The following is a 25,998-nucleotide window of genomic DNA, read 5'->3' as shown; positions in this document are numbered from 1 at the left end:
CGTGACAGACCCCATCTCCAGTTCCCTGCCTCGCACGCACACCCCGCAGCCGGGCGACAATGGCCGCATCACGATCGATCTGGGGGCACTTGCCGGCAACTGGAAGGCGCTCTCCGCCCGGCTCGCCGACGGCACAGAATGCGGCGCGGCGGTCAAGGCCGACTGCTACGGCCTCGGCGACGCGCCCTGCATGAGCGCCCTCTGGCAGGCCGGTTGCCGCACATTCTTCGTCGCCACGCCGCAGGAAGGTGCGCGGCTGCGCGCCCTGCTGCCAGAGGCGTATGTCTACATCCTCAACGGCCTCTATCCGGGCGATGCGGACTACTATGCCGCCCATGAGCTGCGCCCCTGTCTCGGCTCGCCGGACGAAGTCGCAGAGTGGCGCGCGGCCGGAGCCCCTGGCCCCGCGGCGTTGCATGTCGACACCGGCATCAGCCGCCTGGGCCTCTCCGCCGGGGAAGCGGCCGAAGTCGCCGCCGACGGGCTGCCGGGACTGTCGCTAGTGATGTCGCATCTCGCCTGCGCCGACACCCCGAACGCTCCCTCGAACGCGGGCCAGCTCGCCCGTTTCCGGGAGATCGCGGCGCTGTTTCCGGGCGTTGCCCGCTCGCTTGCCAATTCCGCCGGCATCTTTCTCGGCCCCGACTTCCATTTCGACCTCGCCCGCCCGGGTATAGCGCTTTACGGCGGCCAGCCCTCGAACGACGCAGCCAGCCGGCTGGCGCCCGTCGTGACGCTCGAGGCCCGCATCCTGCAGACCCACGCGCTGGCGCGCGGCGAGACCATCGGCTATGGCGCGGCCTGGACGGCGCCTGTCGACATGCGCGTCGCCATGGTTGCCGCCGGATATGCGGACGGCTATCTGAGAAGCGCGGGATCGAGCGACGCACGGCCGGGCGCCGACGCCTGGCTTGCCGGATACCGCCTGCCGGCGCTCGGCCGGGTCTCGATGGACATGACCGCCTTCGACATCAGCGCCCTGCCGGAAGGACTTGCCGAGCGCGGTGCCTTCATCGAACTGTTCGGGCCGAATATCGGCGTCGACGAGGTCGCCGCGGCGGCCGGAACCATCGGCTACGAACTGCTCACCTCGCTGGGCCACCGCTTCACCCGCCGCCATGTCGGCGATCCGACCGGAATCACACGCTGATGGCCAAACGCGCGACCGCCTATGTCTGCCAGTCCTGCGGCGCGGTCGCCGCCAAATGGGCCGGGCGGTGCGACAGCTGCGGCGAATGGAACACGCTTGTCGAGGAACGCAGCGGTTCGGGCGTCGGCGGTTCGCCCACGGTCGCCTCCCGCAAGCGCGGACGCGTCGTGCCGCTGGTCGGACTGTCCGGCGAAAGCGAGGCGCCGGCGCGCGTCGAGACGCGGGTCGGGGAACTCGACCGCGTCACCGGTGGCGGCTTCGTGCGCGGATCGGCGCTGCTGGTGGGCGGCGACCCCGGCATCGGCAAGTCGACGCTGCTGATCCAGGCGGCCGCCCGCGTCGCCCGGCTCGGCCATCGCGCCATCTATATTTCCGGCGAGGAGGCGATCGACCAGGTGCGGCTGCGCGCCGCCCGTCTCGGCCTCTCGGACGCGCCCGTCGGACTTGCCGCCGAGACCAGCGTGGAGGACATCCTGGCAACGCTGACCGACGGCCCGGCGCCGGCGCTGGTGATCATCGATTCGATCCAGACCCTGTGGTCGGAAATGGTGGAATCGCCGCCGGGAACGGTGACGCAGGTGCGGGCCTCCGCGCAGGCGCTTGTACGCTACGCCAAGTCGAGCGGCGCCACCGTGATCCTTGTCGGCCACGTCACCAAGGACGGCCAGATCGCCGGCCCGCGCGTCGTCGAGCACATGGTCGACGCGGTTCTCTATTTCGAGGGCGACGGCGCCCACCAGTACCGCATCCTGCGCTCGGTCAAGAATCGCTTCGGCGCGACCGACGAGATCGGCGTCTTCGAGATGACCGACAAGGGCCTCGCCGAAGTCGCCAATCCCTCGGCCCTGTTTCTCGGCGAACGCTCCGGGCGCACGCCCGGATCCGCGGTTTTCGCCGGACTGGAGGGCACCAGGCCGCTGCTGATCGAGATCCAGGCGCTGGTCGCTCCCTCGCCGCTCGGCACGCCGCGACGGGCCGTGATCGGATGGGACAGCGCAAGGCTTTCCATGATCCTCGCCGTGCTGGAAGCGCGTTGCGGCGTGCGCTTCGCCCAGAACGACGTCTACCTGAATGTCGCCGGCGGCCTCAGGGTGAGCGAAACCGGCGCCGACCTCGCGGTTGCAGCAGCCCTCATCTCCTCGCTCAGCGGGGTTGCCCTTCCCGCCGATTGCGTCTATTTCGGCGAGGTCAGCCTCTCCGGCGCGGTCCGCGCGGTCTCGCAGGCGCAAAGTCGCCTGAAGGAAGCGCGGAAGCTGGGCTTCACCTCGGCCTTCGTGCCGGAGGCGAATGCCGGCGATGCCGACGGCGACCAGGTGACGGGTCTGAGCGAGCTCACCGATCTCGTTGCCCGGATCGCGGCAAGCTCGACCGGTGCCGACCGGCCGGCGGACGCCGAGGGATAGACCGGACCTCGTCCGGTGCGGACAAACGGACACGAACCGCGCCCGACCCACGCGGAAAACTGGGTCGACAACGCCTTTAAGGCTGCGATCAAGGACCAGGCCGAGCGATGCCGATCACGATTCTCGACGGAATCCTTCTCGTCATAATGCTCCTCTCGGCCGTCCTGGCCATGATCCGGGGTTTCGTCCGCGAGGTCCTGTCGATCGCCTCCTGGGTGGCGGCGGCCGTCGCGGCCTTCTACCTGCACAAGCAGGTCCTGCCTTTCGCCAAGCAGTACATCAACAACGACAATGTCGCGCTCGGCGTGGCCGTCATCGCCGTCTTCCTGGTGACCCTGATCGTCGTCAGCTACATCACGATGCGGATCTCCGACTTCGTCCTCGACAGCCGCATCGGCGCGCTGGACCGCACGGTCGGTTTCGTCTTCGGCGCGGCACGGGGCCTGCTGCTGGTGGTCGTGGCAATGCTGTTCTTCAACTGGTTTGTGCCCGGGCAGGAACAGCCCGCCTGGATCGCGACGGCGAAGTCCAAGCCGATGCTCGACAGCATCGGCGACCGGCTGATCTCCGCCCTGCCGGAGAATCCGGAAAACACCATCCTCGACCGGATCCGCAACCGCACCGAGCCGACCGAGGGCGGCACGACGCCTCCCGCCAGCCAGCCGGCGGCGAGCGGCGAGGAACCGGGCTACTCCGACAGCGAGCGCCGCGGCCTCGAACAGTTGACGACGTCGGGTTCGTCCACCAACTAAGGTCCCGTGACCGGACGCGAAGCCGGCCCGGACCCCGACAGCTATCCCTGCGCCCAGGGCGGACCGCCAAGACCGGTTCCGTCCCTTGCGCGTTTTGCAGCCCCTTCTGACGACGGCAGGCGCCGCACCGCCAGGGGCAACCAGGAGCAAGGCCATGGCCTATCCCGAACATGATGATGCTTCCCGCAACGAAAGCGTGACGACCGATTTCTGGCGCGAGGAGATCGAGGGCGACAGGCTGCACGAGGAGTGCGGCGTGTTCGGCATCCTCGGCCATGACGATGCCGCCGCGATCACCGCGCTCGGCCTGCACGCCCTCCAGCATCGCGGCCAGGAGGCGGCCGGCATCGTCACCTTCGACGGCAGCCAGTTCCGCTCCGAACGGCATCTGGGCCTCGTTGGCGATCATTTCTCGGACGCCGAGACGATCCGCCGGCTGATGGGCCCCTACGCGATCGGCCATGTGCGCTACTCAACATCCGGCGAAACGATCCTGCGCAACGTCCAGCCGCTGTTCGCCGAGCTTGACGGCGGCGGCATCGCGGTGTGCCACAACGGCCACTTCACCAACGCGATGACGCTGCGCAAGAAGCTCATCAAGGAAGGCGCGATCTGCCAGTCGACATCGGATTCGGAGGTCGTTCTGCAGCTGGTCGCCCGCTCGCGCAAGGACAAGATCGTCGACCGCTTCATCGACGCCATCACCCAGATGGAAGGCGCCTATTCGCTGGTCGCGCTGACCCGCAAGAAGCTGATCGGCGCGCGCGATCCCTTCGGCATCCGCCCGCTGGTGCTGGGCGATCTCAATGGCGCCCCGATCTTCGCCTCCGAGACCTGCGCGCTCGACATCATCGGCGCCAAGTTCATCCGCGAGGTGGAAAACGGCGAGGTGGTGGTCTGCACCCCCGGCGGCATCGAAAGCTACTTCCCCTTCGGCCGCCGTCCGGCGCGCCCCTGCATCTTCGAGTACATCTACTTCTCCCGGCCGGATTCGGTTCTCGGCGGACGCAGCGTCTACAACGTGCGCAAGGAATTCGGCCGCCAGCTCGCGCTTGAAACCCCGATCGAGGCCGATGTCGTGGTGCCGGTGCCCGATTCCGGCGTCCCGGCAGCGCTCGGCTACGCGGATGCCTCCGGCGTTCCCTTCGAGCTCGGCATCATCCGCAACCACTATGTGGGGCGGACCTTCATCGAGCCGACGCAGCAGATCCGCACCCTTGGCGTGAAGCTCAAGCATTCGGCCAACCGGGCGCAGATCGAGGGCAAGCGCGTGGTGCTGGTCGACGACAGCCTGGTGCGCGGCACGACCTCGGTGAAGATCGTGCAGATGATCCGCGACGCCGGCGCCCGCGAGGTGCATTTCCGCCTCGCCTCGCCGCCGATCCGCTTCTCCGACTATTACGGCATCGACACGCCGGTGCGCGAGAAGCTGTTGGCAGCGAAATACAGCCTCGAGGAAATGCGAAACTACATCGGCGCCGACAGCCTCGCCTTCCTCTCCGTGGACGGCATCTACAAGGCGATCGGATACGAGGGCCGCGACAACGACGCCCCGCAATTCACCGACCACTGCTTCACCGGCGACTACCCGACGCCGCTCACCGACATGGCCGAGGACGGGGATGTCACCCATCTCCCGCGCCTGGTCGAAGTAGGATAGCACCATGACGAAAAGGTTCGAAGAGCGGGTCGCCGTTGTCACCGGCGCCTCGCGCGGGATCGGCTACTTCACCGCCCGGGCACTGGCCGCCGAGGGCGCGCATGTGGTGGCGGTCGCCCGCACGGTCGGCGGTCTGGAGGAACTCGACGACGAGATCCGCGCCGCCGGCGGACAGGCGACGCTGGTTCCGGTCGACCTTACCGACTATGACGCGATCGACCGGCTGGGCGCCGCCATTCACGAGCGCTGGGGCAAGCTCGACGTGCTGGTCGGCAATGCCGGCATTCTCGGCGGGTTGTCGCCGCTCGGCCACATCTCGCCGCGCGTCTGGGACAAGGTGATGGCGATCAACGTCACCGCCAACTGGCGCCTGATCCGCTCGCTCGACCCTTTGCTGCGCCAGTCGGACGCCGGCCGCGTGGTGTTCCTGTCCTCGGGCGCCGCGCACAAGTGCAAGGCCTATTGGGGACCATACTCGGTCTCCAAGGCGGCACTGGAGGCGCTGGTGCGCACCTATGTGGCGGAGACGATGCAGACGCCGATTACCGGCATGCTGGTCAATCCCGGCCCGACGCGCACCGCGATGCGGGCCGAAGCCATGCCCGGAGAGGACCCCGGGACGCTGCCGCACCCGTCTGAACTGGCCGCGTCGATCCTCGATCTCGCGGCTCCGGAAAACCAGGCAAACGGACAGCTTTTCGATTTTCCGTCGAAAGAGTTACGGGACTTTGTTCAAGTGTCGTCGTAAGCACGACCGCGCATCTTCCGCAGCGGAAAATAGTTACTTTCTACAATGTCGAAACCCAAAAAAGGCGAGCCGCGCGAAAGTCGCATGGCTCGCCTTTTTGCTTTTTTCGCGTTCTGTTCCCGGCCCTGGCCTCAGCCGGCATCGTCCTTGTCGTCGTCGCCCAGATGGTCGAGGTCCGTCTCCTCCTCGCCGTCCTCATCGGCGGTCTCCGCCGCCTCGCCCTTCAGGTATTTCTGGTGCCAGTGCCAGGCCAGCGGGATGGACACCAGATAGCCGGCGACGCCGAGCGCAAGGATTTCGAACGGGTAGCTGACCAGAAGCGCGACAAGGAACACGGCCGCCACGAAGAGCGGCAGGACTAGGTCGCGGCGCACCCGCGAGCCGAGCTTCTTGCCCGAGAATGTCGGCAACCGGCTGACCATGAGGAGCGCGATGGCCACCACGTAGAGTGCCACGGCAGGCGCAAGTTCAGGCCAGTGCGGCAGCACGCCGACGAGTTCCAGATAGACCGGAAAGAGCACAGACAGCGCCCCGGCGGGCGCGGGAACGCCGGTAAAGAAATTCACCGCCCAGGCCGGCTTGTCCGGATCGTCGATCGAGACATTGAAACGGGCAAGCCGCAGGGCGGCCGAGATCGAGAAGACCAGCGCCGCGATCCAGCCGATCGACCGCACTTCCTGCAGCAGCCAAGAATAGAGGATCAATGCGGGTGCGACGCCGAAATTGACGAAATCGGCCAGCGAATCCAGTTCCGCGCCGAACTTCGAGGTGCCCTTGAGCAGCCGTGCGACACGGCCGTCGAGCGCATCGAGAACGGCGGCGATCACGATGGCGCCGATGGCGTAGTCCCAGCGGGCCTCCAGCGCCATGCGAATGGCCGTGAGGCCGGAGCACAGCGCCAGCAGCGTCACAAGGTTGGGCAGGATCAGGCGCAGCGGCACCCGGCTGAAACGCGGCGCACGGCCGCGGCGGCGGCGCGTGGGGCCCGGATCGTAGGGAGCAAAGGGGGCGGACATGTTGCCGGGCGCCTCAGCTGACCCGCGAGAGCACGCTTTCGCGCGTCTCGGTGGAAAGGTCGGCGATCACCGTTTCACCGGCGATCATGGTCTGGCCGACGGCAACCCTGACGCTCGCCTCTTCCGGCAGGTAGACATCGAGCCGCGAACCGAAGCGGATCAGGCCGAAGCGTTCACCCGCGCCGATATTCTCGCCCTCGCGCACGAAGCAGACGATGCGCCGAGCCACGAGGCCGGCGATCTGCACCACGCCGATGCGGCTCTCGCCGCTCTCGATGACCAGCCCGTTGCGCTCGTTCTCCTCGCTCGCCTTGTCGGACTCGGCATTGAGGAAGGCGCCCGCGCGATAGGCGACGCGGGTGATCCGGCCGCCGATCGGGGCGCGGTTCACATGGCAATTGAAGACATTCATGAAGATGCAGATGCGCATCATCGGGTCGGTGCCAAGCTCCATCTCCGCCGGCGGCACGGCCTGGCCGACCTGGCACACCGTGCCGTCCGCCGGGGAGACGACGAGATCGTCGTCTATGGGGGTCACACGGGCCGGGTCGCGGAAGAAATAAGCGACCCAGGCGGTCAGGATCAGGCCGATCCAGAACAGCGGGTCGACGAACCAGCCGATGACCAGCGTCGCGGCGCCGGCGATGGCGACGAACGGCCAGCCCTCGCGATGAATGGGGACGAGCGTCTTGGTAATCGTATCGGTCAGCGACATGGGCGGTCCCGTTGGTGAGCGCGGCCGCGCGCGGGGTCCAAGCCCCGCACGCGCCAATCCCGCCTCTTTTGCACCGGACGGCACGGCAAAATCAATCCGTCGCGGGAAATCAGCCGGAGCGCCGGACGGCGCCGCCCTACTCCGCCGGCACCTCCTCCCCGGCGCGCGGGCCGCGCAGGACGAAGCCCGTATCGTTCTCCCGGGCCGTGCGTAGCCGCTCCTCCGCCTCGCTCGCCTCTTGCTGACGCGCCCACATCGACGCATAGAGCCCCTGCCCGGCCAGCAGGTCCTGGTGGCGGCCACGCTCGACGATGCGCCCCTGCTCCAGCACCAGGATCTCGTCGGCATTGACGACGGTGGAAAGCCGATGGGCAATGACCACCGTCGTGCGGTTGCGCGAGACCTGGTCGAGGGCCGCCTGGATCTCGCGCTCCGTATGGGTGTCGAGCGCGGACGTCGCCTCGTCGAGGATCAGGATCGGCGGTGCCTTGAGGATCGTGCGGGCGATGGCGACGCGCTGCTTCTCGCCGCCGGAAAGCTTCAACCCACGCTCGCCGACTGCCGTCCGGTAGCCGTCCGGCAGCGTCTCGATGAAGTCCGAGATCTGCGCCATCCGGGCGGCCTCGCGCACTTCCTCTTCACTGGCATCCGGACGACCGTAGCGGATATTGTAGGCAACCGTGTCGTTGAACAGCACCGTGTCCTGCGGGACCATGCCCGTCGCCTTGCGAAGGCTCTCCTGGGTGACGTCGCGCACGTCCTGACCATCGATGGTGATGCGCCCTCCGGTGACGTCGTAAAAGCGGAAGAGCAGCCGCGAGATCGTCGACTTGCCCGCCCCCGACGGCCCCACAATCGCGATGGTCCGCCCGGCCGGCACCTCGAAGCTGATGCCTTTCAGGATGGGCCGGTTGGCATCGTAGTGGAAGACCACGTCCTCGAAGCGCACGGTGCCGCCCGCGACCGCAAGAGGCTTCGCGCCGGCGCGGTCGGTGATCTCGGCCGGCTGGCCGAGCAGCTGGAACATCGCCTCCAGGTCAGTCAGGCCCTGGCGGATCTCGCGGTAGAGGAAGCCGATGAAGTTGAGCGGGATCGACAGTTGCAACAGCAGGGCGTTGATCATGACGAAATCGCCGATGGTCTGCGTGCCGGCCATCACCGCGCGCGCCGACATCACCATGCAGATCGCCGTTCCGCCGCCGAGGATGACGGCCTGGCCGAAATTCAGCCAGGCAAGCGACGTCCAGGTCCGCGTCGCCGCGCTCTCATAGCCCGCCATTGAGCGGTCGAAACGCTCGGCCTCCATCTGCTCGTTGCCGAAATACTTCACCGTCTCGAAGTTGAGCAGGCTGTCGATGGCCTTGGAATTGGCTTCCGTGTCGTTGTCATTCATCTCCCGGCGGATGGCGATGCGCCAGTTCGACGTCTGCACCGTGAACCAGGTGTAGGCGACGATCATCACCGCGACGACGACCACGTAGACGAAACCGAACTGGAACCAGATCACTCCGGCCATGGCGCCGAATTCCATGATCGTGGGAATGCCGTTGAGGATGGTGAAGCGGACGATGTTCTCGATGCCCTTGACGCCGCGCTCGATCACCCGCGACAGCCCGCCGGTGCGCCGCGCCAGATGGAAGCGCAGCGACAGCGCGTGCAGGTGCCGGAAGGTGAGAAAGGCAAGCTGGCGCACAGCATGCTGGCCGACCCGGGCAAACAGCGCGTCGCGCAGCTGATTGAAGCCCACGAACAGCACCCGAGCGACATTGTAGGCGATGACCAGCATCACCGGCGCCACCAGCCAGACCGGGAGCACGCCGAGCCCAAGCGTCCCGCCGGATGCGGCCGCATCGCCGCCTTCCACCGTCAGCGCATCGGTCGCCCATTTGAAGAAATAGGGCGAGAACACCGTGACGATCTTCGCGATCACCAGCGCCAGCACGGCAAGGCCGACGCGCATCTTCAAGTCGACCCGGTCCGAGGGCCAGATATAGGGCCAGAGCTGTCCGAGCGTCTTGAGGGTGGAAACCTCGTCGGCAGAAATCTGTGGCGCGGGCCGGGCAATGCCCGAGCGTCGGCTGGTCATTCCGTGTCCTTTCGACAGGCGCCCGAAGGCACCTGTAGTGTGTTGGGTGTCTGGCCGCCGCATCCACGCGCGGCGAAAACCTGGCCAATGGCGGTCTCGACGAGCGCCCGTGCGTCGGCCGCAAGCCTGTAGTGGCAGCAGCGCCCCTCCCCACGCATCTCGACGAGACCGCTGGCCCTGAGCACCGCCAGATGCTGCGAGACGGTCGACTGGGCGAGCGGCAGGTTGCGCACGATGTCGCCGCAGCAGGCGCCCGCGCAGGCCGACAGCGCGCTCACGATCTCCACCCGCACGGGATGGGAGAGCGCCTTGAAGACCTGTGCCAGCCGTTCGATCTCGACAGCCGGAGGCACGACAGGGGAAAAGGCGGCAGGCGCGGGCCGCTCGTGGCCGCGGGCAGCGCGAGGAGTGTCCATGGAAATCATGTCCTATCGTAATTTAACGATGAGTTGAGTTCTAGAAGACCGACCGGCCAGCCGCAAGGCCCCGGCCCGAACAAAAAAGGCGCCCCCCTTGTGGGAGGCGCCCTTCAAGTCACTCGCGGGGACAAGCGACAGGTCAGAACTTCAGGCTGGCTCCGGCAAGGAACGTGCGCCCGCGCCCTGTCGCCTTGCCCGAATAGGAATCCGCGAAGCCCGCATTGGCCGCCACATAGGAGACATCCCCGACATTCTCGAGGGAGGCGAAGAGCTTGCCCTGCTCGCTGAACTGCCAGGAGCCGTAAATGTCGACGGTGACGTAGCTCGGGATCGGGATGGAGTTGCGCTGGTCGACGAAGGCCTGGACGCTGTCGCCGACATAGTTCATGCGTCCGCCCAGCGTAAGGGAGCGGTCGAGGAAGCGCGCGCCGATGTCGAGCGTCGCGAAATCGTCCGGCAGCCGCCCGACATCCGTGCCGATGCCGGCGAAATAGGGCAAGGGCTGCTCTGTATCGGCGATCGTGACGGCAAGGTTCGCATACGCGAAGCCCGCATCGTAGCCGCCCTCTATCTCGAAGCCGTTCATCCGGGTTGTGCCGGATACATTGACCCAGCGCGGTATCGGACGCGGCTCGCCCGGCTTCTGGTCAAGGCCGTAGGTGATGAAATTGTCGATCCGGTTGTCGAAATAGCCGAGCTTGAAGCGCAGGCTGTCGCCATCGATCACGAGATTTTCGGCCGTGATGTTGGCCCCGATATCGAGTCCCCACATGATTTCGGGAACGAGGTCGAGGTTGCCCGCGATCGGATCGCCGACGCCGTTGAAATTGTGGCCACCGGGATAGAACATTTCAGAAGCCGTCGGCGCCCGGTAGCTGCGGCCGTAGCTGGCATAGAGCTGCAGCCAGTCCGTTGCCCGGGCGCTGAGACCGATGCGCGGGTTCCATTCGGAACCGGAACGCGAGGCCATGTCGACCGGGCAGGCCGGCCCTCCGGGCGGGCAACTCCCCGCCCCCGGCGCATCGTAGTCGCGCACGCCCTCGATGTTCCAGGTGTCGTAGCGCAGGCCCAGCGTCAGGTCGAAGATACCGTAGGAGGCGACGGCCTCGGCGAAGGTGCCCGACTTGATCAGCGTCCCGTCGGGATTGGCGCCACGCTGGTCGTTGCCCTCGTAGTCGTCATGGGAGAAGGCAAAGCCGTAATTGAAACGCAGGCCGATCTCGCCGAGTTCCGTCCGGCTGGTGTTGGTCAGGTCGAAACCGGTGCCGGTCTGGGTGCCGTTCCGCCCCCGGAACACGCCGCCTGTCCCGTCGAAAGCGACCTCGGTGATGTTGTGATAGGCGTTGGCGCGCAGGTCGAACCAGTCGTTGCCCGGCGTGTACTCGTAGTTGGCCGTGTAGGTCTGGTTGTCGATCGTCCAGTCATAGCCGCCGCTCTGGACATAGAAAGCATTGGAATACCATCGCCCGCCAAGCTTCAGCCGGTGGTTCGCGTTCGGTGCAATGGCGACCTTGAACAGGCCCGACTGCGGCATCTGCGAGGGATTGAAGGGCACCTTCTCGCCATCGCCGTTGTCGTAGTGATTGAACTCGGAGAGGCTGTAGGCGCCGATGACGCTGATCTCGCCCTCGGAGAACGCGGCCCGCGCGGCCGCCGCGCTCATGCCCGACCAGCCATACTCGTTGGTGCCGGCCCGCCAGGTGGTCATCGCGCCGAACGTCTTGCCGGGGCGCAACACGTCCTCGGCCTCCAGCGTGCGGAAATCGACGGCTCCGGCCAGCGCGCCCATGCCCTCGGCGCCCGTGCTCGGGCCCCGCGTCACGCCAATGCCGGCGACAAGGTTCGGGTCGACATAGACGAAATTGTCGAACGTGCCGCCATGGCCCGACAGGTTGGTGAAGGTCTGCGGCACGCCGTCAATGGTCGCGTTGACACGGCTCTGCCCCTGAAGGCCGCGGATATTGGGCGTGATGCCCGGCTGGTCCGAGGACTGGCGGGTGAAGGTGCCGGCATTGGAGCGCAGCGCCTCGTTGACGTCGCCACCGAAACGGTCCTGCAGATCCTCCCCCGACGTGTAGCTGCCGGCAGCCGGCCGGCCGTAGGGGTTCGTCTCGAAATTCGTCCAGGGGACGGTGATGCGCTGGAGCAGGGTCCGGCCGCCTGCCGCAGCCTCGCCACCCTCGTTGTTTCCGCTGTCCTGGGCCATCGCCGAAACCGGCGCGCCGCACAGCGCGGCTATCCAGATAACCACCAGCGCGGTCTGCCCGCCGCGATGTCCTGTCCTGCTCACATGAGCCTCCATTGTTGCGATTGGGGTCGCTGGCGGTCTCAGGCAGGCAAGGCTGCAAGAAGGTCGGCTGGCTGTTTTGTCGACCCGCACCCTGCTCCCGGGTGCTGATGGGTCGAGCGCAACCTAAAAACATGAGTAAAAGAGTCAAGTTTAAAATCGGCAGTCGTTCCAATGGGATTTGTGACCCAGCGTCACTTCCGGCGGCGTTCGTGGCGATAGAGCGTGTCGGTCGTGAAGATCGCCAGCGAGACCCAAATCAGGCCGAAGGTCGCCAGACGCACCGGCTCCACCTCCTCACCATAGACATAGAGCGCCAGCAGGAACTGGATGCTCGGGGCGATGTACTGCATCAAGCCCACCGCCGTCAGCGACAGGCGCCGCGCCCCGGCGGCAAACATCGCCAGCGGCACCGCCGTCACCACGCCCGTGCCGATCAGGAGCATGAACAGGCCCGGCCTGTCGATCGGCAGGACATCGGCCATGGCCGCCCCACCGCCGGATATCCCGGCATAGACCAGATAGGCGAGCGCCAGGGGCGCCAGCACGATGGCCTCGACCATCAGCCCCGGCGAAGCGCCGACGGCCACCGTCTTGCGCAGATAGCCATAGGAGGCGAAGGAGAAGGCCAGCGCCATCGACACCCAGGGAAAGCCGCCCAGCGCCAGCGCCTGGATGCCCACCGCCACCGTGGCAAGTCCGATGGCAATCGCCTGCCAGCGGCTGAGCGTCTCCTTCAGCACGACAAGGCCGATGGCAACGGAGACCAGGGGATTGGAGAAATAGCCGAAGCTCACCTCCAGGATGCGGCCGCGCTCCACCGCCCAGATGAACACCAGCCAGTTGATCGATATCACAGCGGCCGACAGCGTCAGCTTGGAAAGCGTCGCGGGATCGCGCAGGATCGCTCCCACCTCCCCCAGCCGGCCGCGCAGGCCGAGGAAGATCGCCAGGAACAGCACGGACCAGAGAATCCGGTGAGCAACCACCAGATCGGCCGGGATCGCGGCCGTCCACTTGTAGTAGGCAGGCAGAAAGCCCCACATCAGGAAGGCCGAAAGTGCAAAGGCAAGGCCGAGGCGCCGTTCGGCATCCTCCGCCCCGCTCGCCGGGGAGGTCGTCATGATCAGCTGGTCCGGTGCAGCTGCCCGCAGACCCGTCAGCGGCCCGCCTTCAGCAGCGTGTAGGTGTGGGAATCAATCAGCGCCTGGAAAGACGCATCCACGATATTGCCGGAAACGCCGATCGTGAACCAGCGTTTATGCGTGCGCCGGTTCTGGCTTTCTATCAGGACGCGCGTCACGGCGTCGGTGCCGCCATTGAGGATACGCACCTTGAAATCCGTCAGTTCCATCTCGTCGATGACATCCTGATAGCGGCCGAGATCCTTGCGCAGCGCCGTGTCGAGCGCGTTGACCGGGCCGTTTCCTTCCGCCACCGACATGCGCGTCTCGCCGTCGATATCGACCTTCACCACCGCCTCCGACACGGTCACAAGCTCGCCGATGGCGTTGAAGCGACGTTCCACCATGACGCGGAAGGAGTGGATGTCGAAATAGCGCGGCACCTCGCCGAGCCTTCGGCGCGCCAGCAGCTCGAACGAGGCGTCCGCCGCCTCGTAGGCATAGCCCTGGGCCTCGCGCTCCTTGACGTCGGCCAGCAGCGTGTCGAGACGCGGGTCGGCCTTGTCGACGGCAATGCCGAGCCGGTTCAGCTCGCCGATCAGGTTCGACTTGCCGGCCTGATCGGAAACCAGCACCCGTCGCCGGTTGCCGACCGTCTCCGGCGGCACATGCTCGTAGGTCTCGGGTTCCTTCAGGATCGCCGATGCGTGGATGCCGGCCTTGGTGGCGAAGGCATTCTCGCCAACATAAGGCGCATGGCGGTTCGGCGAACGGTTGACGATCTCGTCGAAGGCCCGCGAGATCGCCGTGATGTCGGCCAGCCCCTCGCGCGTCACGCCAAGCGCGAACATCTCGCTGAACGGCGCCTTCAGCATCAGGGTCGGCACGAGCGTGACGAGATTGGCGTTGCCGCAGCGCTCGCCGATCCCGTTCAAGGTGCCCTGGATCTGGCGCACGCCGGCCGCAACCGCGGCGAGCGAGTTGGCGACCGCGTGGCCTGTGTCGTCATGAGCGTGAATGCCCAGTCGCGCGCCGGGGACATGGGCGCCGACCAGCCGCACGATCTCCGAGACCTCGTGCGGCAGCGTGCCGCCATTGGTATCGCACAGGACCACCCAGCGCGCGCCCGCCTCGAAGGCGGTCCTCGCGCAGGCTAGCGCATAGTCGGGATTGGCCTTGTAGCCGTCGAAGAAATGCTCGCAGTCGATCATCGCCTCGCGGCCGCTGGCGACCACCGCCTCGACGCTCTCGCGGATCGACACGAGGTTTTCCTCGTTGGAGCAGCCGAGCGCGACGCGCACGTGATAGTCCCAGCTCTTGGCGACAAGGCAGATCGCATCGGCTGCCGAACCGAGCACGGTCTGCAGGCCCGGATCGTTGGCGGCGGAACGGCCGGCGCGCTTTGTCATGCCAAAGGCGGTGAAGGTCGCGGCTCTCGTTCGCTTTTCCTCGAAGAAGGTCGTGTCCGTCGGATTGGCGCCGGGATAGCCGCCTTCGACATAATCGACACCAAGCCGCTCCAGCAGCTCGGCAATGACGATCTTCTCCTCCACCGAGAAATCGATCCCCGCCGTCTGCGCTCCGTCGCGCAGCGTCGTGTCGAACAGGTAGAGGCGTTCCGCTGTCATGGTCGTGATCCCTGGGGCCGCCGGCTCTTCGGGCCGGTCTTGATGAAATCTTCGTGTCGCCGGAAAACCCGGCGACCTGTCAGTCGCGCCGCGTCGGAGCGGGAGGATGCGACCACGCATCCTGGGGCCAGTCGGCCGGCGGCCAGTCTCCTGTGTCCTCGTCCGGATGCTGATTGGAACGGATGTCGGCCAGAAAGCCGGCATCCGCCATGTCCTCGATGGTTTTCAGGTTCGGCAGCGCGGAAAGGCCGTCGACATAGGCGAGCTTGCCCTCCACCCCGTACTGGATGGTCGGCACGATGCCCTCCGGCGCGTCGAAGGCACCGATGGCAACCGCCATCGTGTTTCCCGGCTCCTCGTAGGTGAGCGGCGTGCCGCATGCGGGGCAAAAGCCCCGCGTGATGTGGTTGGAAGAGCGGAAATGCGCCGGCTCGCCGCGCGTCCAGGCGATCTGCGCCTTGTCGATGGCGACCAGCGGGGCGTAGAAGCCGCCGAACGCCTTCTGGCACATGCGGCAATGGCAGATCGAGGCGCGGCCCAGCACCCCGGAAATGCGGAACCGCACCGCGCCGCACTGGCAGCCACCGGTATGGGACTCGGCTTCACTCATGTCTGTTCTCCCGTATGGCACCGCTCGGTTCGTATCCGGTACCTTGTGACTGACACTCGACAAGTATCCGCCTGCAGACGCCGTCCAGTTCGTTCATCACATCCACATTCCAGAACCTGAGCACCGTCCATCCAAGCTCTTCAAGTCGTCGGTCGCGCCGCCTGTCTGCCTGAAGACCGTTGATTTCGCCATGCTGCGACCCGTCCAGTTCCACGATCACGCGGTGGGCCGGTGCCGCGAAATCAACGATATAGCCGGCAATCGGCATCTGTCGGCGAAATCCTACCCCTTCGAGACGGTGCGCCCTGAGCACTTTCCAAAGACGGCGCTCCGCTCCGGTCATATCCCTGCGCAAGCGCTTGGCATTGGTCCGCAGGCGGGCTGCTTGCTCCTGTCGCTCCATGACCCTGCCCATCCTCCTGCCCCTATTCCGGCCCCGATGTCCCCCCCTCTGTCGGCTATCGCCGACATCTCCCCCTCAAGGGGGGAGAAAGGAGATTGTGGCACCGCGCGAACCTCCGTTTCATCTCCGTGCCCTCTGACGACTACAGAACAGGCGGAGCACGGTTCAGCTTCTCCGCTTGCGCTCCCTCTCCCCCCTTGAGGGGGAGATGTCCCCGTCAGGGGACAGAGGGGGGGTAAACGTTCCCTCGACTACCTGGCGGGCGAGTTGAGAGCGCCTTTTCCCCCACTGCCGGTTTCGCCGGCATCTCCCCTCTCAAGGGCAGAGATGTGAGTTTGGGGCACAGTCACTGCGCCATCTCCCAGCTTGTCTCGACGAGGCCGGTTGCCTTGTCCTTGGTGTCCTTGAGCACCACGCCCTCGGCGGCAAGCAGGTCGCGGATGCGGTCCGCCTCGCCCCAGTCCTTCGCCTCGCGCGCCGCGTTTCGTTCCGCGATCAGTGCGTCCACCCGGGCGGCAAGTGCCGGGTCGGCGGCGGCAGGCCTGCCGGCATCGACAGCCCTGCGGACGTCGGCAAGATCGAAACCGAGAAACACCAGCGCGTCGGCAAGTGCCTGAGCCGATGCCGTGTCCCCGCCGCGCGCCTCGCGCGCCAGTCCGTGCAGGACGGCAAGCGCGCGCGGCGTGTTGAGATCATCGACCATGGCTTCGAGGAACTCGGTCGCGGGTTCCGCCCCGGCGGTCGCGGTCACGCCTGCGCGCGCGAGCAGGTCGTCCCACTTCTCCAGCAGGCCCTCCGCCTCCTCGAGCGCCTTTTCGGTAAAGTCGAGCGGCTGGCGGTACTGGGTCATCAGCAGGACGAGACGGATCGCCATACCCGGCCACTTGCGGCCGCCCACCTTTTCCGTCTCCAGAAGGTCGTGCAGGGTGATGAAGTTGCCGAGCGACTTCGACATCTTCTCGCCTTCCACCTGAAGGAAGCCGTTGTGCAACCAGTAGTGCGCCATCAGCTTGGTGCCATGGGCACAGCAGGACTGGGCGATCTCGTTCTCGTGATGCGGGAAGATCAGGTCGAGCCCGCCACCGTGAATATCGAAGACCGGTCCCAGATGATGGGCGCTCATCACCGAGCACTCGATATGCCAGCCGGGACGTCCCCGCCCCCAGGGGCTGTCCCAGCCCGGTTCGTCGCCGGACGAGAGCTTCCACAGGACGAAGTCGCCAGGGCTCTTCTTGTGGGCATCGACGGCCACCCGCGCGCCGGCCATCTGGTCTTCCAGGTTGCGCCTGGAAAGCTCGCCATAGGCAGGCATGGAGGCGGTGTCGAACAGCACCTCGCCGGCAACCTGATAGGCATGTCCCCGGGAGATCAGCGTGTTGATCATCTCGATCATGCCGGCGATATGCTGGGTGGCGCGGGGCTCGAAATCCGGCTCCATGCAGCCCAGCGCCTTCACATCGGCATGAAACTGGTCGGCCGTCTTCTGGGTGACCCGAGCGATCGCCTCGTTGAGGGCAAGCGCAGGATAGTCGCGCAGGGCCCGCGCATTGATCTTGTCGTCGACATCCGTGATGTTGCGGACATAGGTGACGTGATCGGCGCCATAGAGATGGCGCAGCAGCCTGTTGAGCACGTCGAAGACGACGACCGGCCGGGCATTGCCGATATGAGCATAGTCATAGACCGTCGGTCCGCACACATACATGCGCACGTTGCTGGCGTCCTCCGGCACGAAATCCTCTTTCGTGCGGGTCAGCGTGTTGGTCAGTTTCAATCGATGATCGGAAGGCATGATCGGTCGTCTCCTGGCCAGCTGGCCGGGGCGTCCGTCTCAATCTCCCGTGTCGGAGAGCATCGCGCATGAGGGAACGGCCACAGCCAGCTTTGTCGCTAGCTGCAAATAATGAGAATCGAAATCGTCATCCGGGTGGCCGTTGTCATGATCAAGGTTCTGACCCGTTTGCCGTCCCCGGTCAAGCCGCAAAGGGCGGTTGTATGCCCCTTCGGCGGGCTTTTCGCTGGCGCGAGACACGTGTCCTGCATCACACTGGCGTTGTGGGACGCGTGCCATATTGCCGGTGCGAGTCAGCCATATGAAGGGGAGGTTTTCATGAGCCAGTTCGAAAGCGCCAATGCCAGGACGCCCGGAGACCGCCGGCGCGGCGTGCCGGCAACGATCGCGGGCCTTGCCCTGGCGCTGCTCCTTGGCGCCGCCACCGGGCCGGCCTTCGCCCAGTCGGTGCTGCCCGTCGAGAGCGCCCCGGCGGGAACCGCCCCGACCGACGCCGTCCAGGCCGAGGCACCCGCCACCGCCCCCCTTCCGACCGACCCGCTGGCGATGGCCATTGCCCGCGAGCTCTCCACCAACACCACGGTGATGCTCGACGCCGCCTTCAATGCCGGCAGCGAGGACGAGCTGGAGCTCGGCATTTCCGGCTTTTACGAGGGGCGCATATTCCAGCCGCTCTGGGTCACCGATGCCGGGCTCAACCCGCATGGGGACATGCTGCTGAAGGCCTTCGAGACAGCCGCGCAACATGCCCTCGACCCGGCCGACTACGACGCCGAGCGGCTCTACGCGATGGCCGGCAGCGCGGCCGGCGTCGACGATCTCGCAGCCCTTGAGGTGGCCCTGTCGAACACGTTCGTCTCCTACGCCAACCACCTGACGGCCGGCCGGGTGAAGCCGAACGAGGTCAACAAGTCCCTCAACCTCTTCCCCAGGGCGCCCGATCCGGCCGTGCTGCTGGAATTCGTGGAATCCGGCGAGGATTTCGCCCTTGCCCTCGACAGCCTCTCGCCCAACACGCCGAACTACGCACGTCTCAAGACAGCGCTCGCCGATTACCGAAACAAGGAAAAATCCGGCGGCTTCACCGTCATTCCGGATGGCGAAACCCTGAAGCCGGGCATGACCGACACCCGGCTCGAGGCCTTGCGCGCGCGCCTCGCCGAACAGGATCTCTTCACCGCAGGCACGCATACCGGCGACGTCTATGACGGGGCGCTTGTCGAGGCGGTGGAGCTTTTCCAGGAACGCCACGGGCTGGCCGTCGACGGCGTCATCGGCAAGAACACGCTGGCCGAAATCAACGTGCCGATCTCGCGCCGCATCGACCAGATGGAACTGAACATGGAGCGCCGGCGCTGGATGCCCGACGATCTCGGCCGCCGCTACGTCTTCGTCAATCTTGCCGACCAGAACCTGAAGGTCGTCGACAATGACAAGACCATCCACACGACCCGGGTCGTGGTCGGCAAGCCTTATCACGCCACGCCGGTCTTTTCCGACCAGATCACCTATGCGGAGGTGAACCCGTACTGGACGGTGCCCTATTCCATCGCCACGAAGGAGTACCTGCCGATGCTGCAGGGCAATCCCGGCGCGCTTGCGGCCAAGGGCATCCGCGTCTTTTCCGGCAATCGCGAGATCGACCCATGGTCGGTCGCCTGGGGCTCCTACAGCCGTGGCAAGTTCCCCTTCACGCTGCGCCAGGATCCGGGCGAGAACAATGCGCTCGGCCGCATCAAGTTCATGTTCCCCAATTCGTTCAACATCTACATCCACGACACGCCGTCCAAGGCCCTGTTCGCCCGCGCCCAACGCTCGTTCAGCCATGGCTGCATCCGCGCCGAGGATCCCTTCGCGCTCGGTGAGGCGCTGCTTGCCCCCGACGGCTGGGACAAGCGCAAGCTCGAGGCGGCCCGCGACACCCGTCAGCGCCGGGTGATCAAGCTGGCCAATCCCCTGCCCGTGCATCTCACCTACCTGACGGCCTGGGTGAACAAGGACGGCTCGGTGCATTTCCGGCGCGACATCTACGAGCGCGACAAGGTTCTGGCCAAGGCGATCGCCTCGCTGCGGCCGACGGATCTTTAGGAGGCCGCGAAACGGACGGCCTCAGAACGGCATGGAGCCCCCAGCGGGCTTCGTGTCGTCCGCGCAAAAGCGCGCAAAGGCCTGAAGATAGGCCTGCGCCTGGCGGCGGAGTTCCGGGCTCCCGACGATCTGCGATATCTCCGCCGGTTCCATCTTCATCAAGGGCAGTCGCAGGAAGATATCGGGCGTGAAACGCCCGCTGACCGTCGAAAGCACCGTGCGCAGGCTTTCCAGCATGTCGTCGCCCCTGTGCGAGGCATGGGCAAGGGCGACGGGCTTGTCGACAATCGCCTCTCCCGACACGAGCCAGTCGATGGCGTTCTTCAGCCCGCCGGGAATGGAGCGCACATATTCCGGACTGGAGACGATCAGCCCGTCGCTTTCCCCGATCATCCGCATGAACCGGCGCACGGCCTCCGGCGGGTTCGGGCCGTCGAGATCCGGCGAGAACACCGGCAGGCACCCGACCCCGTCAAACACCGAGAGCTCGATTCCCCGGGGGGCGGCGTCCTGCAAGACCCGCAGCAGCGCCGTATTGGTGGACCCGGTCCGGGCGCTGCCGGATATGGCAAGGAACCTCATGGCCGCGATAGTGGCGAGCCAGCGGCCGCTGTCAATGCGCGCAGCCCGCGCGGCGGCACCGGGGCGGCGCGGTTTACCAATCTGAACGGCGGATAAAGGGGCGGCTCAGAACGGGTTCAGACGCGAACGGGCATGATCGCTCCATGATCAACTCCTGCGTATCGGAGCCCGCCATGTTCAACTCCCCCCTCGCCCGCGTCTCGACCTGCCGCCAGATGGTTGCGGCGATTCTCTTCGGCGCCGTGTTGCTGTCGCCGGTCGCGCTTTTCGTACTTTCGGGCGGAGCGGATCGGGACATCTCGCAGCGCATTGCGGCACATTCCACGTGTTCCTACAGCGAAAACGTGTGCTCTATTGCGATTCCTGCCAAGGGTTCGTCTTTTAGCATTCGCTGATATCTTGCTTCCGCCCGATTGTTCGCCTCTAATGTCGCGACTTCGAATTGCAGATGCCTGAGGCTCCTCTCGAAGAGGCCACATTCGGACCCGAAACTGGGGCGTGATTGCAGGATCGCGCGTCAAACCGCAAGCCGGCCGACAGGCATTCGGGAAGGACAGGAATGATCAACGCTCTTCAGGAAAAGGCCGAAGATGCGGCGGGCTTTCTCAAGATGCTCGCCTCCGCACCGCGCCTGATGCTCTTGTGCCACATGTCCAATGGCGAGACCAATGTCGGTCAACTCGCCGATCTGACGGGCATGCGCATGCCCACTGTCTCGCAGCAACTGGCCCTGCTGCGCGCCCAAGGTCTTGTGCGGACCCGGCGCGAAGGCACGACGATCTACTACAGCCTCGACAGCGAGGTCGCGCAGGACGTTCTGGCGCTGTTGCAGAAGCACTTTTGCCCGCCGGAAACGACGCTCGGCCTCAAGACCCTGGAAACGGCCTCCTGAGCCGGATCGCGCCTTCGCACCCGTGCCGGTATCCGTTCGCTCTCGCATCGCCGTTGCCGGCAGGAACTGGCCGGCACGGGGCGACCGACGGGAAGAACCAAACCGGGTAAGCGAAGGCCGATGACCGGGCGGGCGCCGAAGGATCAGTCGTCCAGCCAGTCGGCGCAGCGCGGCGCGGCCGCCTCGCCCCAGGGCATGATCGGCACCGTCGAGGTGGAGTTCTTGGGACTGCCCTCGATGATCTTGTCCGAATAGACGAGATAGACGAGCACGTTGCGCTTGGCATCGCAACCGCGCACGATCCGCATCTTCTTGAACATGAAGGAGCGGCGCTGGCGGAACATCTCCTCGCCCTGCTCGAACCTCTCCTTGAACGACACCGGTCCGACCTGGCGGCAGGCAAGCGAGATATCGGATACTTCCTCGGCGACCCCAAGCCAGCCCGAGACACCGCCCTTTTCGGGAACGGTGAAGTGGCATGCAACGCCCTCGACGAGCGGATCGTCGACCGCGTAGGTCGCCAGCTTGTGATCCGGCGTCAGGAATTTCCACACCGTCGACTTCTTGAAGATCAGATCCGGTTCATCCGCCGAGTAGGCAGGCTGGGCAATGGCCACCAGCGCTGCGGCGGCAAGAAGGGCGGCGCGGAAAAGTCGTGCGATCATCATGGGCTCCAGGTGGTGTGCGTTTCCCATATGGGCTCCGGCGCCTCCCCCCGCAAGCAACCGGCCGTTCAGAAGAGGATGCCGGCGACATGCACGAGCCCGACCAGCGGCGACGGCGTCGCCAGCAAGACAAGCGAGGCAAGGCTCAACGCAGCCAGCAGCAGGTTCGCATATTGCAGCCGCCGTTCGCCGTTCCGCCCGGCGAGATACCAGCCGAAGGCGTGCAGGGCTGCGATGACCAGGGCAAGCGCAACGGTCACGCCGGTGGCGGACACCTGAAAACCGCCCTGCGGTCCGGCCCCGAACATGAGCATCGGCAGGAATGCACCGGCAAGCGGCAGGAACAGCACATGAGTGAGAACGGTCCACACCAGAGCGCCGCTCTGCGGTGGCGTTCCCCGGCGCTCACTGCCCCCGGAGCCGGCCGCGCCGGATGTCGATGGTGAACCTGCCATGCTGCCTGTCGCCTCCTGCTCGCCGGGCCTCTCATACGGGCGATCGGCATCGACGGTCGAGCCTGAGTGCCACGCCGGCGACCGACAGGCAAGCGCCGCGCCTGCGCCCACCGGTCGCATGGCGGCGGCGCCTCCCAGCCAGACCCTTGCCCGGCTGCGGCGCAACTGGTTACAATTGCAATCATACGCGCGCTGATTGCACCGTCAGCCGTCATCACTCCCCGCTGCGGACCCTCGGCATGACGCAAGACAAGACCCTGCTCGAACTGGAAGGTTTTCTTCCCTACCGGCTGAATGTCCTGGCGGAGACCGCCAGTCAGTCGCTGGCCGGCATCTATCGCCGCCGGTACCGGATCTCGGTGCCAGAATGGCGCATCATGGCAACGCTCGGGCAGTTCGGCGCGATGACCGCCAAGGAGATCGGCCAGCACAGTCGCATGCACAAGACCAAGGTCTCGCGCGCTGCCGCCGCGCTGGAGGCGCGGCACATGATCCTTCGCACGGCCAATACGCGGGACATGCGCGAAAGCTTCCTCGATCTGACGCCACGCGGCACCGAGGTCTATCGCTCGCTCGTTCCGGAGGCGCGAAAGTTCGTCGATGCGCTCCTCCACCCGCTCGACGAAGGCGAGCGCGCCCTGCTCGACCGGCTGCTTACACGCCTGACACGGCAGGCGGAACTGCTCAGCGCCAACCTTCAGCGCGAAGCCTCCACCAGAGGCGAGAGCGTGGCCGGTTAGGCGCGAGTTTACTAAAATTCGAGGCTTTCCTTGTGTTTGGGGAGCGCCCGCAGCCATAGTTCAGGCAAGGCAAGAGCCCGGTCCTGACCGGGCCGTTGGCGGCGGGCTCCGGCCAGCCCTCCGCCGCGCGGGTCAGCGAACCCGCCACAGGGAAGGTCCGGCGCTTCGGCCAAGCGCCGAAGACACAGCGGAAACCGGTATGGCACCGATCGCAGGAAGATCGTCAGGGCTGATGCGGAGCTTCGCCGCCGCCGCCATGCTCGTCATGACGGCCGGCCCGGCGCTCGCCGCCAGTTGCAGCGCGCTCCAGGCAGAGTTGCAGCGCGTGTCCGCCGGATCGACGCAATCGGCCGAATTCCGCAAATGGGATGCCGCCGCACGCGACCAGAAGAAGGCGCTCGGCCTTGCGCAGCGCGACTACCGCCATCTCGGCTGTGCCGCCTCCCCCGCCGGTTCCTGCAAGGCACTGGGCGACAAGATCAAGCGCATGCGCTCCAATCTCTCCAGCATCGAACGGCAGCGCGACCGCCACGCCACACCGGGAGCGGCATCGCGCAAGAGCAAGCTGCGCGCCGCGCTTCGCCGCCAGGGTTGCGGTGAAACACGCCAGGCCGCCACGGGCGACGCCCCGGGCATTCGCGCGAGCTCGCGCTCTGGCGGCGGTTTCCTCGCCCTGTTCGGCATCGGCCGCGGCAGCGAACCGCCGGTTCAGGACGTGGCCTTGCGCGAAGAGACCGCTACCCGCTCCACCGCGCGCGTCCGCGCCTCCTCGGAGCCTGCCTTCACCACGCGCCGGGTAAGCGGCGGCCCCACCTACCGGACCATGTGCGTGCGCACCTGCGACGGCTTCTACTTTCCGGTCAGCTTCTCCACCAGCCAGGACGGCTTCGGCCGCGACGCGGCGGTGTGCCGGTCCATGTGCCCGGCGGTCGAGGCTCAGCTCTTCGTTCATCGCAATCCCGGCGAGACGGTTGAAAACCTCGTCTCGGTCGAGGGCATGCCCTATGCCGACCTGCCGAACGCCAACCGCTTCCGCACGGCCTATGTCGAGGGCTGCGGATGCCAGTCGGCCTCTAGCGATCGCAAGACGATGGCAAGCCTGATCCGCAGCGGCGACGACGAGGCCCTGACCTATCTGCGCGACGGGCATCCGGGCGGCGACATGGGCGTCGACGGCCTGCGGAGCGGCCTGACGCCCTCGGGCCTTGCCGCCGAAGCCATCGAGGCGGCCACCCGTGGGCGCGATCCCGATACGTTGATGAACATGGAACTGGGCTTTTCCCCGGTGCGCGCCTCGCCGACCCTGCCGGTTCTCGGCGTCACCGCGAAACCGGAAAAGCCGGCCACCGCGATGCTGCCGGCCGCGCCGGAGACCGATCCCGCGCTCCCGGCCGAAGAGCGCAATGTCAGGATAGTCGGGCCACGCTATTTCGTCGCCCAATAAGCGGCAGCAGGCTCTTCATGTCGGGACCGTGCTCCTCGCCGGTCAGCGCCTTGCGCAAGGGCAGGAAGAGCGCCCGCCCCTTGCGTCCGGTCTGCTGCTTCAACGCCCCGGTCCACGCGCCCCAGGTGGTCTCGTCGAAGGGCTCGCCCGGCAACAGGCTCGTCGCCAGCACCAGATAGTCGGCATCGTCCGCATCCACCGGCAGCGGCACCGGATCGGTGATCGCCGTCCACCAGCGCGCGGCCTCGCCCACCATTGCGCAATTCTCCCGCACCGCCAGCCAGAACGCCTCGGCTTTTTCGCCGGAGATTCCCATCCCGGCCAGTCGCCCGGCCACATCGGCAAAGGCGAGCCCGTGCACCAGTTTCGCGTTGAGCGGGCCGAGATCGGCCGGATCGAATTTTGCCGAGGAACGCGACACATCGGCAAGGTCGACCATGCCGGCAAGCGTCTCCAGGCTGTCGGCCGGCTCGATCGCATGGCTCGTGCCGGTCAGCACGGCGAGCGAGGCAACGGCCATCGGCTCCACGCCCGCCTCGCGTAGCGAACGCAGCGACAGCGCGCCCTTGCGCTTGGAAAGTCCCTCGCCCGAGATCGTCGTCAGCAGGTTGTGGTGGGCGAAAACCGGTGCGACGGCTCCAAGCGCCGCGAAGATCGCCAGTTGCACGGCGGTGTTGGCCACATGATCCTCGCCGCGGATGACGTGGCTGATCCCCAGTTCGATGTCGTCGACGATGGAGGGCAGCGTGTAGAGATAGCTGCCGTCCTCGCGGATCAGCACAGGATCCGAGAGCGAGGCAAGGTCGACGCTCTGCGCGCCCCGGCAAAGATCGTCCCATGCCATCTCGGCCCGGCGCGTCACAAAGGGATCGCCGTCATGGTTGGGCAACAGGAAACGCCAGTGCGGCCGGCGTCCCTCCGCCTCCAGCCGCGCCCGCTCCTCGTCCGTCAGCTTCAGCGCGGCGCGGTCGTAGACCGGCGGCCGCCCCAGCGCCCTCGCCCGAGCCCGGCGGCGGTCGAGTTCGTCGGCGGTCTCGTAGCAGGCATAGAGGAGACCCTGCGCCCTCAGTTTTTCCGCCGCCGCGTCATAGAGCGCGATACGGTCCGACTGGCGGACGCTCTGCTGCGGGGCGATGCCGAGCCAGGCAAGGTCCCCGGCGATCGCCTCGGCGAATTCAGCGGTCGAGCGCTCCCGGTCGGTATCGTCGTAGCGCAGGACAAAGCGACCCTGGTTCCTCAGCGCGAAGAGCCAGTTCATCAGGGCCGGGCGGGCATTGCCGATATGAAGGAAGCCCGTCGGCGAGGGGGCGAAACGAACGGTGACACTCATGGGCTTCTC

The 25,998-nt window shown here is 66.4% G+C and carries 24 protein-coding genes; 10 read left to right on the top strand and 14 right to left on the bottom strand.

The window, feature by feature from the left end:
• The first annotated feature begins 1 nt into the window (after position 1).
• The 5 genes from alr (at position 2) to RBB46_RS09855 (ending at position 5,713) form a co-directional block, all read left to right on the top strand.
• Positions 2 to 1,150 (top strand): alanine racemase, encoded by a 1,149-nt coding sequence (gene alr, locus RBB46_RS09875; RefSeq protein WP_306028812.1) that lies wholly within the window; start codon positions 2 to 4, stop codon positions 1,148 to 1,150.
• Positions 1,150 to 2,553: a DNA repair protein RadA gene (gene radA / locus RBB46_RS09870; RefSeq protein ID WP_306028811.1), complete on the top strand. Its 1,404-nt coding sequence runs from the start codon at positions 1,150 to 1,152 to the stop codon at positions 2,551 to 2,553. The genes alr and radA overlap by 1 nt, the downstream gene beginning before the upstream one ends.
• A gap of 107 nt (positions 2,554 to 2,660) precedes the next feature.
• Positions 2,661 to 3,305: a CvpA family protein gene (locus RBB46_RS09865; RefSeq protein WP_306028810.1), complete on the top strand. Its 645-nt coding sequence runs from the start codon at positions 2,661 to 2,663 to the stop codon at positions 3,303 to 3,305.
• Between the two features lie 154 nt (positions 3,306 to 3,459).
• The gene (gene purF / locus RBB46_RS09860; RefSeq protein ID WP_306028809.1) at positions 3,460 to 4,965 is read left to right on the top strand and encodes an amidophosphoribosyltransferase; all 1,506 of its coding nucleotides are present in this window, start codon (positions 3,460 to 3,462) and stop codon (positions 4,963 to 4,965) included.
• Positions 4,966 to 4,969: 4 nt separating this feature from the next.
• Positions 4,970 to 5,713, top strand: coding sequence for an SDR family NAD(P)-dependent oxidoreductase (locus tag RBB46_RS09855; RefSeq protein WP_306028808.1), 744 nt, complete (start codon positions 4,970 to 4,972; stop codon positions 5,711 to 5,713).
• A 131-nt stretch (positions 5,714 to 5,844) separates the two neighbouring features.
• On the opposite strand, the gene pssA is transcribed toward RBB46_RS09855, so the two are convergent.
• The 10 genes from pssA to cysS all read right to left on the bottom strand — a co-directional run bounded on the left by pssA (position 5,845) and on the right by cysS (position 17,793).
• Positions 5,845 to 6,729, bottom strand: a complete 885-nt coding sequence (gene pssA / locus RBB46_RS09850; protein ID WP_306028807.1) for a CDP-diacylglycerol--serine O-phosphatidyltransferase — start codon at positions 6,727 to 6,729, stop codon at positions 5,845 to 5,847.
• 13 nt (positions 6,730 to 6,742) lie between these two features.
• Complete coding sequence (locus tag RBB46_RS09845) at positions 6,743 to 7,444, bottom strand: phosphatidylserine decarboxylase (RefSeq protein WP_306028806.1); 702 nt, start codon at positions 7,442 to 7,444, stop codon at positions 6,743 to 6,745.
• Positions 7,445 to 7,580: 136 nt separating this feature from the next.
• Complete coding sequence (locus RBB46_RS09840; protein ID WP_306028805.1) at positions 7,581 to 9,530, bottom strand: ABC transporter ATP-binding protein/permease; 1,950 nt, start codon at positions 9,528 to 9,530, stop codon at positions 7,581 to 7,583.
• Positions 9,527 to 9,946, bottom strand: a complete 420-nt coding sequence (locus RBB46_RS09835) for a helix-turn-helix transcriptional regulator (RefSeq protein ID WP_306028804.1) — start codon at positions 9,944 to 9,946, stop codon at positions 9,527 to 9,529. Before RBB46_RS09835 ends, RBB46_RS09840 begins: the two co-directional genes overlap by 4 nt.
• A 142-nt stretch (positions 9,947 to 10,088) precedes the next feature.
• Positions 10,089 to 12,239 carry a TonB-dependent receptor gene (locus RBB46_RS09830; RefSeq protein ID WP_306028803.1) on the bottom strand — a complete coding sequence of 717 codons (2,151 nt, stop codon included), beginning with the start codon at positions 12,237 to 12,239 and terminating at the stop codon, positions 10,089 to 10,091.
• A 191-nt stretch (positions 12,240 to 12,430) separates the two neighbouring features.
• Positions 12,431 to 13,360 carry an EamA family transporter RarD gene (rarD, locus tag RBB46_RS09825; protein ID WP_306028802.1) on the bottom strand — a complete coding sequence of 310 codons (930 nt, stop codon included), beginning with the start codon at positions 13,358 to 13,360 and terminating at the stop codon, positions 12,431 to 12,433.
• A gap of 35 nt (positions 13,361 to 13,395) precedes the next feature.
• Entirely contained in the window at positions 13,396 to 14,988 is a 1,593-nt protein-coding gene (gene cimA / locus RBB46_RS09820; RefSeq protein ID WP_306028801.1) for a citramalate synthase, read from the bottom strand.
• Between the two features lie 79 nt (positions 14,989 to 15,067).
• Positions 15,068 to 15,598 carry a GFA family protein gene (locus tag RBB46_RS09815; protein ID WP_306028800.1) on the bottom strand — a complete coding sequence of 177 codons (531 nt, stop codon included), beginning with the start codon at positions 15,596 to 15,598 and terminating at the stop codon, positions 15,068 to 15,070.
• On the bottom strand, positions 15,591 to 16,001 hold the full coding sequence (locus RBB46_RS09810; RefSeq protein WP_306028799.1) for an endonuclease domain-containing protein: 411 nt from the start codon (positions 15,999 to 16,001) through the stop codon (positions 15,591 to 15,593). The genes RBB46_RS09815 and RBB46_RS09810 overlap by 8 nt, the downstream gene beginning before the upstream one ends.
• A gap of 346 nt (positions 16,002 to 16,347) precedes the next feature.
• A complete protein-coding gene (gene cysS, locus RBB46_RS09805) occupies positions 16,348 to 17,793 on the bottom strand; it encodes a cysteine--tRNA ligase (protein ID WP_306028798.1) in 1,446 nt (481 codons plus the stop codon).
• 318 nt (positions 17,794 to 18,111) lie between these two features.
• Between cysS and RBB46_RS09800 the strand changes: the two genes are divergently transcribed.
• The gene (locus tag RBB46_RS09800; protein WP_306028797.1) at positions 18,112 to 19,881 is read left to right on the top strand and encodes a murein L,D-transpeptidase; all 1,770 of its coding nucleotides are present in this window, start codon (positions 18,112 to 18,114) and stop codon (positions 19,879 to 19,881) included.
• 21 nt (positions 19,882 to 19,902) lie between these two features.
• Here the strand turns inward: RBB46_RS09800 and RBB46_RS09795 are convergent, their stop codons facing one another.
• Positions 19,903 to 20,463 (bottom strand): NADPH-dependent FMN reductase, encoded by a 561-nt coding sequence (locus RBB46_RS09795; RefSeq protein ID WP_306028796.1) that lies wholly within the window; start codon positions 20,461 to 20,463, stop codon positions 19,903 to 19,905.
• Between the two features lie 173 nt (positions 20,464 to 20,636).
• Here RBB46_RS09795 and RBB46_RS09790 point away from each other — a divergent pair, with 173 nt between their 5' ends.
• Both RBB46_RS09790 and RBB46_RS09785 read left to right on the top strand, forming a co-directional pair.
• Entirely contained in the window at positions 20,637 to 20,858 is a 222-nt protein-coding gene (locus RBB46_RS09790; protein WP_306028795.1) for a hypothetical protein, read from the top strand.
• Between the two features lie 164 nt (positions 20,859 to 21,022).
• A complete protein-coding gene (locus RBB46_RS09785; protein WP_306028794.1) occupies positions 21,023 to 21,355 on the top strand; it encodes a helix-turn-helix transcriptional regulator in 333 nt (110 codons plus the stop codon).
• A 143-nt stretch (positions 21,356 to 21,498) separates the two neighbouring features.
• Here the strand turns inward: RBB46_RS09785 and RBB46_RS09780 are convergent, their stop codons facing one another.
• Together RBB46_RS09780 and RBB46_RS09775 are read right to left on the bottom strand one after the other, a co-directional pair.
• Positions 21,499 to 22,020 (bottom strand): CreA family protein, encoded by a 522-nt coding sequence (locus tag RBB46_RS09780; protein WP_306028793.1) that lies wholly within the window; start codon positions 22,018 to 22,020, stop codon positions 21,499 to 21,501.
• Between the two features lie 68 nt (positions 22,021 to 22,088).
• The gene (locus RBB46_RS09775) at positions 22,089 to 22,475 is read right to left on the bottom strand and encodes a hypothetical protein (protein WP_306028792.1); all 387 of its coding nucleotides are present in this window, start codon (positions 22,473 to 22,475) and stop codon (positions 22,089 to 22,091) included.
• Between the two features lie 239 nt (positions 22,476 to 22,714).
• Here RBB46_RS09775 and RBB46_RS09770 point away from each other — a divergent pair, with 239 nt between their 5' ends.
• Positions 22,715 to 23,215, top strand: coding sequence for a MarR family transcriptional regulator (locus tag RBB46_RS09770; protein ID WP_306028791.1), 501 nt, complete (start codon positions 22,715 to 22,717; stop codon positions 23,213 to 23,215).
• A 199-nt stretch (positions 23,216 to 23,414) separates the two neighbouring features.
• Positions 23,415 to 24,659, top strand: a complete 1,245-nt coding sequence (locus RBB46_RS09765) for a DUF2865 domain-containing protein (protein WP_306028790.1) — start codon at positions 23,415 to 23,417, stop codon at positions 24,657 to 24,659.
• Here the strand turns inward: RBB46_RS09765 and RBB46_RS09760 are convergent.
• Positions 24,622 to 25,989 (bottom strand): glutamate--tRNA ligase, encoded by a 1,368-nt coding sequence (locus tag RBB46_RS09760; protein ID WP_306028789.1) that lies wholly within the window; start codon positions 25,987 to 25,989, stop codon positions 24,622 to 24,624. The genes RBB46_RS09765 and RBB46_RS09760 overlap by 38 nt on opposite strands.
• Between the last annotated feature and the right edge of the window lie 9 nt (positions 25,990 to 25,998).

This window comes from Stappia sp. MMSF_3263 (assembly GCF_030733745.1).
GTDB lineage: Bacteria > Pseudomonadota > Alphaproteobacteria > Rhizobiales > Stappiaceae > Stappia.
The sequence above is the reverse complement of the archived record's forward strand: the minus strand, read 5'-3'. Positions and strand labels throughout refer to the sequence as shown.